10 protein-coding genes are annotated in these 12285 nt (G+C 49.2%); 2 read left to right on the top strand and 8 right to left on the bottom strand.

What is annotated here, in order from left to right; genetic code table 11:
- Positions 1–118: 118 nt before the first annotated feature.
- A complete protein-coding gene (locus tag OOJ59_RS22675; protein ID WP_268063493.1) occupies positions 119–1228 on the top strand; it encodes an acyltransferase family protein in 1110 nt (369 codons plus the stop codon).
- Positions 1225–1542, top strand: coding sequence for a hypothetical protein (locus tag OOJ59_RS22680; RefSeq protein ID WP_159121827.1), 318 nt, complete (start codon positions 1225–1227; stop codon positions 1540–1542). Before OOJ59_RS22675 ends, OOJ59_RS22680 begins: the two co-directional genes overlap by 4 nt.
- 43 nt (positions 1543–1585) lie before the next feature.
- Here the strand turns inward: OOJ59_RS22680 and OOJ59_RS22685 are convergent, their stop codons facing one another.
- The 8 genes from OOJ59_RS22685 to OOJ59_RS22720 all read right to left on the bottom strand — a co-directional run bounded on the left by OOJ59_RS22685 (position 1586) and on the right by OOJ59_RS22720 (position 12255).
- Entirely contained in the window at positions 1586–3808 is a 2223-nt protein-coding gene (locus OOJ59_RS22685; protein ID WP_268063494.1) for a tail fiber domain-containing protein, read from the bottom strand.
- Positions 3809–3864: 56 nt separating this feature from the next.
- Positions 3865–6342: a host specificity factor TipJ family phage tail protein gene (locus tag OOJ59_RS22690; RefSeq protein WP_268063495.1), complete on the bottom strand. Its 2478-nt coding sequence runs from the start codon at positions 6340–6342 to the stop codon at positions 3865–3867.
- Positions 6329–6745: an NlpC/P60 family protein gene (locus tag OOJ59_RS22695; protein WP_159122057.1), complete on the bottom strand. Its 417-nt coding sequence runs from the start codon at positions 6743–6745 to the stop codon at positions 6329–6331. Before OOJ59_RS22695 ends, OOJ59_RS22690 begins: the two co-directional genes overlap by 14 nt.
- On the bottom strand, positions 6708–7178 hold the full coding sequence (locus OOJ59_RS22700; protein ID WP_268063496.1) for a hypothetical protein: 471 nt from the start codon (positions 7176–7178) through the stop codon (positions 6708–6710). Before OOJ59_RS22700 ends, OOJ59_RS22695 begins: the two co-directional genes overlap by 38 nt.
- Complete coding sequence (locus tag OOJ59_RS22705) at positions 7178–7675, bottom strand: hypothetical protein (RefSeq protein WP_268063497.1); 498 nt, start codon at positions 7673–7675, stop codon at positions 7178–7180. Before OOJ59_RS22705 ends, OOJ59_RS22700 begins: the two co-directional genes overlap by 1 nt.
- Positions 7675–9999 (bottom strand): tape measure protein, encoded by a 2325-nt coding sequence (locus OOJ59_RS22710; protein ID WP_370606071.1) that lies wholly within the window; start codon positions 9997–9999, stop codon positions 7675–7677. Before OOJ59_RS22710 ends, OOJ59_RS22705 begins: the two co-directional genes overlap by 1 nt.
- A gap of 783 nt (positions 10000–10782) precedes the next feature.
- The gene (locus tag OOJ59_RS22715) at positions 10783–11454 is read right to left on the bottom strand and encodes a DUF6246 family protein (protein WP_174330913.1); all 672 of its coding nucleotides are present in this window, start codon (positions 11452–11454) and stop codon (positions 10783–10785) included.
- Between the two features lie 57 nt (positions 11455–11511).
- Positions 11512–12255, bottom strand: coding sequence for a phage tail tube protein (locus OOJ59_RS22720; protein WP_268063498.1), 744 nt, complete (start codon positions 12253–12255; stop codon positions 11512–11514).
- Positions 12256–12285: the final 30 nt, after the last annotated feature.

The following is a 12285-nucleotide window of genomic DNA, read 5'->3' on the forward strand; positions in this document are numbered from 1 at the left end:
CCAATTTGTTCTCTCATCATAGTTCCATCAAGAAAATGGCAGTACTAATTTAGTTTTTTGATGCTATAAGCTAGGATAGCGCGTCATTATTCGTTTCAATTTTTGATCCGAGGTTTCAGTGTCTAAGGATAAGAGTTTTTTCAACTTCATACACTCATTGCGAGGCGTTGCTGTATTGCTCGTAGTTTGGTCGCATCTGGGTGGTTGGTGGCTTTCGTTTAACGGGTATCAGTCTTCCTGGCAAAGCATCTGGGAAGCTGCTTTTGTTGGGCCATTCCATCTATATCAGAACGGCGGCCATTTAGGCGTTTTAATATTTTTCCTTATTAGTGGATTTATTATTACGCACGTATCGCTGAAGGAAAGCTTGTATGAGTTTGCGGTGAAACGTGTATTCAGAATATTTCCACCTCTTGCAGCATCACTTGCCTTAACATACTTGATTGTTAGAATTTGCCTTCATTACGAAATTCCTATGCCGTTAGGAATTGGAGAAAGAACACTAAACGAATATGTTCAGTCTCTTTTCCTGATTAACTACATAACAGGAACCACAGCTGTTAATGCGGTCACTTGGACTTTACTAATTGAAATAGTTTTTTATATTGTTACTGCGTCATTAATATCTTACACAAGAAAAGACAATATAAAATCCACATTTGCATTTATTTCAATAATTTCAATAATTGTTTGCGTTAGTTTTACAAGCCCTGAGTTGAGATCTCTTGCGAATCTATCAGTGTATGTACTGTTCCTGCTTATAGGTAGAATTTATTATTTTTACTCATCATGGAATATGGATGGGAAAAGAGCATCTGGACTTGCTGCAATTTGTGCATTCTTATACATATCGTTTTATAATTTTTTATATCCTGGCTTGCTTTTTTCTGCACCTAGCCCTGCATATCCGGCCATTTACTCTGACATCATATCTGTTCTTGTTTTCATAATTGCTGCAAATTATCTGAAGAAGATTGGAGTTGTATCATTCTTTCTTGCTGAGGTTAGCTACTCAACTTACCTTCTTCATTTACCAGTTGGCGGCTTAGCTATGGTGTTGCTTGACAAGGCTGGAGTCTCATTTGAGTTGTCATTTTTATTATCTCTTTTGTCTTGTTTCGCTGTGTCTTATTTAATGCTTTTACTTGTTGAAAGGCCGTCACAGAAAATAGCCAGAGCACTACTTATTCAAACAAGAAAATCAGATAAAAAAGGTTTAACTCTATGATTAGGTTATCTTTCATATCACTTGCAATTGTTTCGTCTTCAGCAATGGCTCTTAACGCCAGTGACTTAAACGGAATGGAGGGTTACTCAATTGTAGCGACAACAAAGACAGTTGGGTCGTTCTATGGGTGCGAAGAGTTGAAGGAAATAAGGCTTGAGAATGGGATGAGCATTACATGTAAAAAATATCAGAGAAATGAGTCAAATGTTGATAGTGTCGTAGTTCTTAAAAAAGACACAGGGCTAGAATATGATGTAAAAGCTATTATCGGCAATTACATTTATGACATGATGCCAGAAAGTAATCAACAATAAAAATTTATGAGCCTAATTTTTTGTTAGGCTCATAATCTAATAATTAACTAACCGATATTATAAAGCAAAGAAGCTGAGAATATTTAACACCCCACCGACTTCCGGCTGGAATAGCAGGAGAAATTACGTTCCCTTCCTTATCCACAGATTCATGGATATCATCCCATTCCTCATATGACAAGAAATCATAATCCTCGTGGTTAAGCCCATTCTTTTTAAGAACCTCTGCAACACCCTGAGCCATCACACCGAAATGCCATTTGGCATGATCACCATCCCTTTCAACCTCGTCATTGCGCCTGTAAGCTCTGATTGATGACTTTATCTCAGCAGCCGCCTTCTTCTCCGCATCATAAAGCAATCTCTGCTGCTGTTTTTCTCTTGCATCAGATGTGTTGATAGTCCCAGCTACAGCATACACAACCGTGAATCTGGCGCTAACTGAACCACAAGCGATGAGGTTATCGGCCATTGGCCCAAAGTAACGAACAGCGTTATCGGTTGCGAGAGTGACGCCAGTAACCGTCTGAACATCAGTAGATGTCCTATCACTAACAAACCATGTAGAACGTCCGTAGTTTCTATTATCAGCAGTTGACGCCCTTGCTGAAAAGGTAAAGCCGCTGGTCTGTGTGAGTGGGTATCCTGTCCACTCAAAGTTCTTCATTTCGTAGGTATTTGCGAAAGTTTCCAGTGCATTTGTTGCATAATTATAGATAGCATCGCCAGCCTGGTGAGTATATTTTCCTCGAACGTTTGCACCAGACACTATTCCTATCGCGCCAGATTCAAACTGGTTGTTATCAAACAATATTAATCCGGTTTTCCCTGAATCTGTTTCAAAATCATAAGTCCCTGCAAGTAATCGAGAATCCTCAACTACAACTGTCGAACCCTCAGCATAAATCTTACTTCCTTCAACTGAATGAAGGAAACAGTTAGACAGTGTAATAGGTCCGACTTTTCTACCATCAGACATATCACTCGCAGCTCGAATGACATTGAATTGACATTGTTCAAAATCAACACCGACTGCATTTACTGGTCCTGTGCCTCTACCTGCAATAATTCCATAGTTTACTTTTTCAATAAAACCGCTGACGAAAACACCATTACAGTCAGATTCCGAATCAAACAGAATACCAGCATTTCCTGTTTTAAAATTACCCCATATGCGAACGTTAAGTTTTGATCCATTAGAAGCAGATCGCGCAGTAAAACGAATTGCTGAATCAGAGAAGTTCTCGGCTATCAGGTTTGGCGTGTTAAACCCCCAAGAACTAGGGCCAACAACAAGCGCGTCGTGTACAGAACTCTGCAATGTACAGTTAATCGATGAGTTAACGAATCGCTCCATGTATATGTTAGGGTAAGCGATGTCCTGACAATCAATCACCAGGCCTTCATCAATAGTGACATTGAATCGAAGTTGGCCCTGACCAGAATCAGCACCTTTTTTGCCATTAAGAAAAAGGAACATGCCATGATAAAGCTCAGTTCCGCCAGCCTGTAATTCTACAGTAGCAGGCGTGAAGCCAGGCAGTGCATAAATTCGCACTCCTTTTGCTCGGATATGCACAGCTTGCTTAAACCATAGTGGTGCAGAAATACCATAATCACCAGGTGGAATATCCATAGCCGGTGGTGAATACGGTGGAGTCAGTCCTTGCTGAAGAGTTTCAAGATATTCAATATACATTTGCAATGCAGCAGTCCAGTCGTTACCTACTATGGTGTCCCCTGCGGCATCTTTTAAGTTTAAATAATCGAAGTTCCGGTCGTGCTGAGTTCTACCGGGCCAGTCAGTAATTGGTTGCTTAACAGCAATTAGCGCATCCCCAAGTCCATCATTGTCATTATTCAGATCGCTGCGTAACTGTGTGTCACCTACATTTAACCACTTGCCCGGGCCGACACCACCTGATGACTCTGGGGTTGAGTTTGCGGGCACCACTTTAGTCCCGCCGGCAAATGAGCCCGTCCATTTGTAGTATGAGTTATCAGCAGGATTGAACAAAACCTCATTTGGATTATTTAAAGTAGCACCTGTATCAAATGTAACTCCAGTGAGGGTAACATATCCAAAGGCACCCATAACTTGCTGAGCAAGGTAATTGATGCCTTCAATAGTGTAATGTTTACTGCCGAAACGATCGGTGTATGTCCATCCCATTGACGTTACAAATTCATCGATTTTACCGGCGTTAAATTTCAGATCCTGAGGTTTTTCACTTGGAACAGGTAATTGAGTAGGTGTGGTAGCCATATTTATTCCATAAAAAACCCGGCACAGTGGCCGGGGTGTGATATTCGGATTAAGTACTATTCGTAGACTGAATCACTGTACTCTGCGACGGTCAGGGATACCGTATTGTCCGTGTTAGGTTTGATGCTGTTGACAGTCCATAACTGGCTGTCAAGTTCTTCCACTGTCGCTATGAGATAGCGCGAAGGGAGCTGGACAGTTTCTCCATTCCAAATGTTAAGTTGAATATCAGGTATTGCTGCGATGAAGCCGTATTTCGTGTCGCTGCGTGCCGTTACCGGATAACGCATGGTTGGGTTTCCCAGACTGTCAGTAACCAGCACATACATCGTACCGGTAAACATGATCGGTTCACTGGTGTCGAAGTCATTCCCGGCACGTCCAGTGATGTACCCCTGCTGCTGGTTGCTGTCGTAGATGTCCGGCATCTGAATGACGCTTCCTACCTGGATAATGCCGTCTTCAAACACTTTGGCATTCATCTTCACCCTCGAGTAAATCAGGCGTTTCGTTTCGCGAAGAGCGCGTTCCCGCGCCTGGTACTCGTTTCTGAACCCGACGATTTCCAGTTTGTTCGGATTTTCCGCCTCCTGTTCGACGATAGAGCCGTTCAGCACGCGGTAATTGATGTATGTCTTATTGTTTGTGGTTGGGTGAACATAGGACACTTGCACGCCGTCGTAACCGCCAGGCAGCGTGGCCTCATACGTCATTTTGTACTCGTCCGTCTTCATGTTTGCCCGGTTGAAAACTGCTGCCGGGTAACCTACTTTCTGATCGCGGGTGAACGTTAGTACACCGTCGTCCCAGTACGCCATGACAGAAGCCGCATTGCAGATCGCCTGCACCCGGTCGCCAAGTGAGTCGTTCTCATCGTCAAACGTGTAGTCGAAGTAACCAAGCCGATCATCTTGCAGGCTCTCCGCGATAGAGTACAGCCCGTAAAGATCAATGCTGCTTTCTGGCTGCCCACCCATTACAAGCCAGGTATGTGCAACTGCGTCAGCAAATGAGCGTGATGGTCTCAATGTGAAATCGACGGTTTGTGTCGTTAGGTTGTAACTGATAGTCTGACGAGTCACCAGTGCATTGTATTTTCGGTCACGGCTACCCAGTGCATTCTCTGTTGCCCTCACCTTTACGCGAACCAGCGTATCAGTTGGATGAACAACATTGCTGCGGATGTTGACGGCGTGAATTTCCTCAACTTTAAGAATGGACGCATCATTAGAGTTGTTTGTCCGTTGGAAGTTAATGGCGTATTTACCAAACCCTCCTGCTGGAACTATTTTATCTGTGCGATAAAACACTTCACTGGTCGACTTATGCGGTGTTCCCTGATGATAGGTGAAGGTCTGCTGCGTTCCTGGTATCTGATTGTAATCGTCATCGATTTTCCAGATTGTTACTGTCCAGTCCGCCCAATTTCCTCCACCGAGTGATGACTGTGTATGCAGCCAAAGCTCTGTAGACTCAACCGGCGAGAAGAAAGGTCCTACAACAAGCGCTTCGTTATCATTGAGGGTGAATGTAGTCGTGTTAATGGTTGCATTTACCGGAATAGTTGATGGGCCCTGCAAGTTACTCATGGTAAACGTATACCATTGAACAGGATTAACAACATACCCATCGTCGCTCTGTACCGCTGATATCAGCGTTCCTGAGAACCACACATCTTCAGTAACAGAACCAGATGCTGTGTTATATGAGATGCTGATCGCGAAAGTGACAGAGTGCGGCAATACTAAATCCATGAAATAATCAAACTCTGCCTGTTTAACTATTTTCATCGCTATCTGACCACCCGCATACTCACCGCTAACCACGGTATTTGCAGTCGCAGACTCTATAGGAAAATTATCGCTTTCGTTTGGCCCTGGCATCTCCTGCCCGTCGACATCGTCAAACGAATACCCCTCGTTAATGGTAGGTATCACCTCGCCAGGCTGATAAAACTGATATTCCGCACCGGCCATCGATCCGAGGCTCGACTCAGAGTAACGAACAGATTCATAGTCATACTTTCCTATTCCGACGCACATCCACTCAGTGACATATTTCAGGCCGCCATCGTTCTCACTCTGGCGCACATATTCAAACATCGACTCCTGAATCAAATCAGGAAACGATCTTACCTGTCCGTAAATGTCAGGCTTCGCTTTGTATACCCTGGCGGTATTTGTCTGCCCGGTCAGGCTGTTATTCGGTGAGTCGACGGTGTTGCCACCGTTGTTAGCAATTGCAGGCTTCGGAGCCAGGAAGGAAAACACAGCTCCAACAACTTTGAAGATCGGGCTCAGGATATCGCTGACGATGCCTTTTGGCTGGTCGAAAATCTGGATGGTGTCCAGTTCGCTCAGTTCAAACTCGAGATCATCATCATCACTTAACCTCACGCCGTTGCGGACGATCAGCAGATCACTGTGAAAGGTGGAATCATTGGCCGCCAGCCAGTCATAAAAAATGGTGCCGTTAGGCACCATGCAACGCAGCTTAGGCGTTCCTGGAAAATTCGATATCTCAACCAGCGCCATATTCGAAAAACTCCACTTTTGTGAATGCCCGATGAATAACCAACAAAGAATCCATGCGCACGCTTCCGTTCTCGCCGCGTGAGTGCAGCGCCTGCCTGTTTAGAACCAGGCCAACGTGTGCCGGTTGCGCGCCGCGGTACCCGACGAATATCCCACCTTCAACTGGTTTATCGACCTTGCGCCAGAAAACGACGTCACCCTGATAGCAGGTGAAGAAGTCCTCGCCGGCTTCGTAGTCCTGCGTCTGGTGCAACTCAATGCCGAGAACGTGCCGGTAATACAGCACTACCAGCCCCCAGCAGTCGACTTTATCGAACGAACAGGCACGATTAGCCCACGGCACGCCGATCACCTTGCTGATGAAATCAGAGGTACTGCAGCCCGGTGTATTCCTGCGGATCATAAAGTCGGCCTATGTTGTTGTTCAGCGGGTTAGTTACAGAAAGCGTCACAGAAGCGGCATCAGCGTCTATATCTACCGTCTTGACGTACAACGCCCAGGACTTTATCGGTACAGACACATCTCCACTGTCGAATATCTGCCGTGTGGCCGTGATTGCTGTTAACCGTGATGCGCCTTTCCACTGCTTCATCAGCGCTTTGATATCAGACGACAACCGACCAAGCTTTACCGTCGCGTCGATAACCGGTGTCCCGCTCTGCTGGCTTTCCTCAATCTCAAAACGGGCTGGCTCGAACGTCTGGCCGCCGAGAACCTTTGGGAAGAATTGTTTGTCTACCAGGCGAACATAGCCAAACGACGGATGATAGAAAGTGAGGGTGTCGTACAGGCCGCGTGTTGGGCGCTTCTGCTTGTAATCACGGTATGAAGGCATTATGGCACCCTTGGAATAGACTCCGGATCACGTCCGTCCGGATAGCCAGTGACGATAATATCTAACCATGACCCCCAAGGAGGCGGAAGTTCAACAATAATGTCGTCGAACTCGTCGTCAGCGTTGTAGAGATGATTGGCGATAACCGTTCCTGTCCAGGTCACCAAACCGCCATCAATGCTGGTCTGCACCGGCATCTGCGTAAAGTGAAGCTCCTGAACCTGTAGTCCGGATCCGCCAATATTAAGCGGCATCCTGAACCAGTTCAGCCCACGGTTAAGGTAGTTCGGGCTGCGCAGCCATTGCTGGAAGGCCTTTTCCTGAGCAAGGGTAAAAATCCAGGTCAGTGACCAGGTAACTTTCAAATCATCGGTAAGATTCTGAAAGATAGCCGGGCCGACCGCTGGCTGATCGGTCTGGAACCCGGTATCAAGCGTCATGTTTTTACTGGCCTTCTGCGCCAGCGGCAGCCAGTCGGGATAGTCGATAATTGGCATCAGCCTTGCCCCCTTGGCGTGCGTTTAACATTAAAATTGCTAGTTATGCCGCCGCTGATTGGGCCGCCATTATTCAGATCAGCTATAACCATATCGATAGTTAGCCCGCCATTACCATCAGAGCTTGCCTGCGCATCCACTGATGAGCCGTTATAGTTCTGTACGTTTAAAACAACGTTTATTCCTCCGCTCCCTTGCATGTCCTTATTGCTGATCACCTTGCCGTTGTCGCCGGGGATCATGTACTGCTTACCTGTGCTGGCCTGGTAAATCTCAGGCATGCCACCTTCGCCGACCTGGTACATACCGCCAGCAGAAACCGGGCCGCCATTCTTGCGCTTTCCGAGCAGGTTCGCGCCAATAACGCCAGCCACCGCTCCGAGTCCGATCGCCGCCGCCGTACCCATAGAGGCTATTGAGGAAAGGATAGCTGCAGGAGTCCAAGCCGCAGCGGTTGTCGCTGCCGCTGCTGTGCTGGTCGCCGTCTGCGTGGCCACTGCTGCCGTCTGCACAGCCGTCACCGTGCCGATAGCCGCCGTTTGTGCCGCCTGCCCCATGATGGCTGACTTAACCCACTCGATACCCATCTGGACGAACGAGTTAATGACGCTATTCAGGACCGTCATGCCAATACTGCGCATTGCATCACTGGCAGACATGCTGCCTGTGATGATTCCTGTCAGCGCGTTACTGGCAACTGAACCGAGTGAATCGAAAGCAGCAGCCGCTGCCTGCGTGGCTGCGTTCTGCTGTGCCCACTCTTCCCACATCGCCGCGTTACGCTGATCCCGGTATTGCTGTTCGATAGCAGCGCGCGCAGCCTCAGCCTCTCCGATCTTCTGCGGGTAGAGTTGGGCATATTGTTGGATATCAGCGATATCTTTCTGGTACTGGCTATCAAGTCCGGCAGTTTTGCTGGTTTTACCCTTGATAGTGCCGAACTTATTGGCAGCGTCAGTACGTTCCTTTTCTGCCTTGGCCTGGGCACGCAATGCGTTGGCGTTATCCCAGGCTTTAGCCGCGTATTGCCCGGCCAGAATGACCTGTTCCTGTGTCGCATCATTACCGAGAGACTGCTGTGCAGTAAGTACGGCCTGCGCACGAGATAATTCACCAACACTGCCCGCTGACAACTCGGCCTTCTGCCTCAGCTCGTCAAGTTTTTGGTTAACCGTCTCCTGCGCTTTAGCGTACTGCTCAGCTTCTTTCTGAGCTGCAGACTTTCCGCCTTTCGCTTTGCTGCCAGTAGCTGAGCCGGTCGTTTTAATCTCGATCGGCTTTGTGTTAGCCGCGGTCTGTGATGCTTTGGAAACAGCAGCCAGATCGCCAACCAGCATGGCGGCTTTATTGCTCAGCCCAGCCAGGGCTTTGTTTTGCGCCTCCCAGCCATCAAGCCCAAGCCAGGACCAGGTGCGCGCCCGGCGGTTAAACATTTCAGCCGTACTGTTCAGATCAGAGATCTGAGCGTCTGCGGAAATGGCTTTGCCTGCCAATCTATCTAACGCTGCTGTTAACGAGTCGATTACCGTTACCATCCCTGAACTCGCGCCAGTAGCCTGGTTAACTGAGTCGATCATCGACAGGAATGAGTTAGTCAGTGCGTTATTGGCTTGAGACAGAGTACGAGGAAGTTTTTCGAACTCTGCATTTACTGAGCCGGTTTGTTTCTGGATGGCGTTCAGTGCGTCTTCAGCAGTCAGTTTACCGTCCAGCATCAGCTGGCGAAGCTCTCCAACACTTACGCCCATCCCAGCGGCAATCTGACGCGCCAGTTCAGGCATTTGCTCGAGGATGGAGTTAAACTCTTCCGCCCGGATAGTCCCCGAAGATATCGACTGGCCGAACTGACGAAGAGCATTAGCCATTTCTTCGGAAGAGGAGCCGCCAATGCGACCTATTTTCTGAAGTGTTTCGGTGAGCTGAATGATCTGGCCGTTCGTCGCGCCGGTATCGCGCAACGCTGTTCTGAGGGTTTCCCACAGCTTCGCGGTGTCCTGCAGTGATCCGCCCGTTGCCGAGCTTATGCGCATCAAACCCTGCATTGTCTGGGTGGCTGCCGCGGCGCTGCCAGTTAACCGCTCGATCCTGGCCTGCATTTGAGACATGGCGTCAGCCGCTTCAAGGAAGCGCTTACCATAATCAACTACCTGAGATACGGCGATCGCGGAAGCTATTGCAGACAGCCCTGTCTTTAACCCAACAGAAGATTTTGCTGTCTGATTTTGCGCTTGTTTGAGGTCGTATAATTTCCCGGCAAGCTCGCCAATTTCTTTTCTTTGAGCCGCAGTGGCAGATGAACCAGCTTGGAGCCTGGCCGAAAGCATTGCTGCACTTCTCGCTCCATTCTTCTGCTCTTCATTGAGAACAGCGATCTGCTGTGTAAGGCTCAGAGAAATTGAGCGCAATCTTGCCGCGTCATTGGCATGCTGCGCTGCCTGCTTGGCTGCTTCAGACGATGCTTTTGCTGACGCATTTTGAGCAGATTTGAGGTCATAGAGCTGGCCGGCAAGCTGAGAAATGCGCGCCTTTTGCTCGTCAGTTGCCCCATTCCCCGCTTTCATTTGGGCAGACAGGATAGCGGCGCTGCGAGATCCATCAATCATCTCAGCGTTAAGGACGGACAACTCACCCTCAAGGGATGAGATCGCCGATTCTGATGCTCTGAAAGCAGCGGCACTGTCGCTATTTGCTTTTGCAGCATCGATGGCGGCCTGCTTTACGTCAAAAAGTTTTACCGCAAGGTTACCAATCTCCCTGCTCTGCGCCTCTGACGCATCCCCTGACGCTGCAATCTGAGCTGCGAGGGCGGCAGCGCTGCGTGCGCCATTTTTATTTGCCTCTTCAAGAACTGCTATTTCGTTACCAAGCCGCTCCATGATTTTGGCTGCATTGCTCGCGTCATCCGCAGCCCTTGCGATCGACTTGCCAGATTTATCAGCAGATTTTTCGAGCCCGGAAAAGTTATCGGCGGCTTTACCTGCGCCATCACCCATTCCGTCAAGCGACTCAATGGCTTGTCGGCCAGCCTGAAGTAGGGGTGCTATATCAGCGCTTACTGTATAGACGATGCTACCGGCGTCTTTCTCACCTGCCATGTCATTCTCCGGTTATTGCTTTGCTTTTGCCCTGCGAGCGGCCTGTTTAGCCAGGTACTCGTCGGCGATGCTGTCGTACTCTTCGCGAGTAAAGCCTTTCTGGTCCGGGTATTTCGCCGCCAGCAGCATCTGAAATTCAGTCATAGTTAACTGGGCGGCTTCGGCGCGGTTCATGCCGAAGTGGCTGCGTGCCGCGCTGATGTAGTCGAAGGCTTTAAACTCGGTAGTACGTTCACCAGTCTCATGGCGCTGCAGCTGGCGAACCTTTGCCTTTCCGACTACACCGTGCTGCATGAGATGCTGAGCCAGTACGATGATGTCGTTCTTCGGCATCTGGCCCGGGCGGTAGACGACGCAGTGCCGCCACCCTTTCCACTCGCCGATCATTGGCGTCAGGTCGTCATCGCAGCACGACTGCAGCACCAGCATGCACGTTGATAAAAGCTTCTCAGCGGCGCGGTTGAAAGAAGGAGACAGCCATTCAGGAAAGCGCCCCAGCGTGCCAGCACAAACCTCAATGAGCAGAGCGACATCATTGCCGTGGATGGTGGCGTATGCCTGCACAATCTCTTCCGGAGTGCCGATCCTGGTCATGGCCTCAAATGAAGGCCGTAGCAGGTAATCTTTCCCTCCTTCGCGGCTGTCGCTGATAGAGAGTTCGCCAATATCGGTTAAAGCGGTCATAGGCCTTCCAGTAAACGGGCATTATCAAGGGCAGCACGCCGCCCTTTGGAATGTCCGTTAGGTAACGGTGACCGTATGCACAGCCACAAAGTTGCCGTCTTCGGTGTTGACGATGATCTGCGCGCTGCCGGTGGCGACACGCGTCACGGTAACGGTGTTGCCGGAGGCAGTGGCCGTTGCTTTGGTCGCATCGGTAGTCGCTACAGTGAAGTCTTTGTTGGTTGCGCCGGTTGGTGCGATGTTCACCGTGAAAGTGCTGGTGCCACCTGCCGCGCCGGTGCTGGTAGCCGGAGTTACCGTTACGCCAGTCACCGCTACAGCAGTCAGCTCGTTCACTTCGATGGTGGTTGCATCACCGACTTTGAACTCGGTGGAGAACGTGACGATGTCGTTGGTACCGCCGTCAGAACTCAGCGCCGTGATGTTCATGTAGCCGACGAATTCGACCGGGCCGTAGTCCATGCGCACCCAGATCCCAGGCTGGCGCTTGGCCTTCAGCTCGTCAGCGAAATACTTGATGAACTTGCCGACGCCGTACTGATCCAGTTTGTCCTTCTTGCGCACTTCACCTTCAAAGCTCAGGGTGAAATCACTGTTGGTGATGATGGTCTCGACATAGCCGCCGCCGTCATCCGCATCAGAAGTAACCGAGTTAGGGTTGAAGTCGAAGCCCTTCGACGTGCCAGCGGCCAGCGCCATCCACTCATCTTCGAGTGGTTTGACGTCCGGGCAGCCATCGGCGACTTCCAGCACGACCGCACCGCCGAACAGGCGCTCGTTCGAGTTCTGGCAATTAGCCATGTGAAACTCCTCTTTGACGTATAATAGAAA

It is taken from the genome of Citrobacter sp. W9 (assembly GCF_026719375.1).
In the GTDB taxonomy this organism is placed as follows: domain Bacteria; phylum Pseudomonadota; class Gammaproteobacteria; order Enterobacterales; family Enterobacteriaceae; genus Citrobacter; species Citrobacter werkmanii.

Coding starts and splice junctions, on each gene's coding strand:
- OOJ59_RS22680 (WP_159121827.1), top strand. CDS start 1,225: ATGATTAGGTTATCTTTCATATCACTTGCAATTGTTTCGTCTTCAGCA.
- OOJ59_RS22685 (WP_268063494.1), bottom strand. CDS start 3,808: ATGGCTACCACACCTACTCAATTACCTGTTCCAAGTGAAAAACCTCAG.
- OOJ59_RS22690 (WP_268063495.1), bottom strand. CDS start 6,342: ATGGCGCTGGTTGAGATATCGAATTTTCCAGGAACGCCTAAGCTGCGT.
- OOJ59_RS22695 (WP_159122057.1), bottom strand. CDS start 6,745: ATGATCCGCAGGAATACACCGGGCTGCAGTACCTCTGATTTCATCAGC.
- OOJ59_RS22700 (WP_268063496.1), bottom strand. CDS start 7,178: ATGCCTTCATACCGTGATTACAAGCAGAAGCGCCCAACACGCGGCCTG.
- OOJ59_RS22705 (WP_268063497.1), bottom strand. CDS start 7,675: ATGCCAATTATCGACTATCCCGACTGGCTGCCGCTGGCGCAGAAGGCC.
- OOJ59_RS22710 (WP_370606071.1), bottom strand. CDS start 9,999: ATGCTTTCGGCCAGGCTCCAAGCTGGTTCATCTGCCACTGCGGCTCAA.
- OOJ59_RS22715 (WP_174330913.1), bottom strand. CDS start 11,454: ATGACCGCTTTAACCGATATTGGCGAACTCTCTATCAGCGACAGCCGC.
- OOJ59_RS22720 (WP_268063498.1), bottom strand. CDS start 12,255: ATGGCTAATTGCCAGAACTCGAACGAGCGCCTGTTCGGCGGTGCGGTC.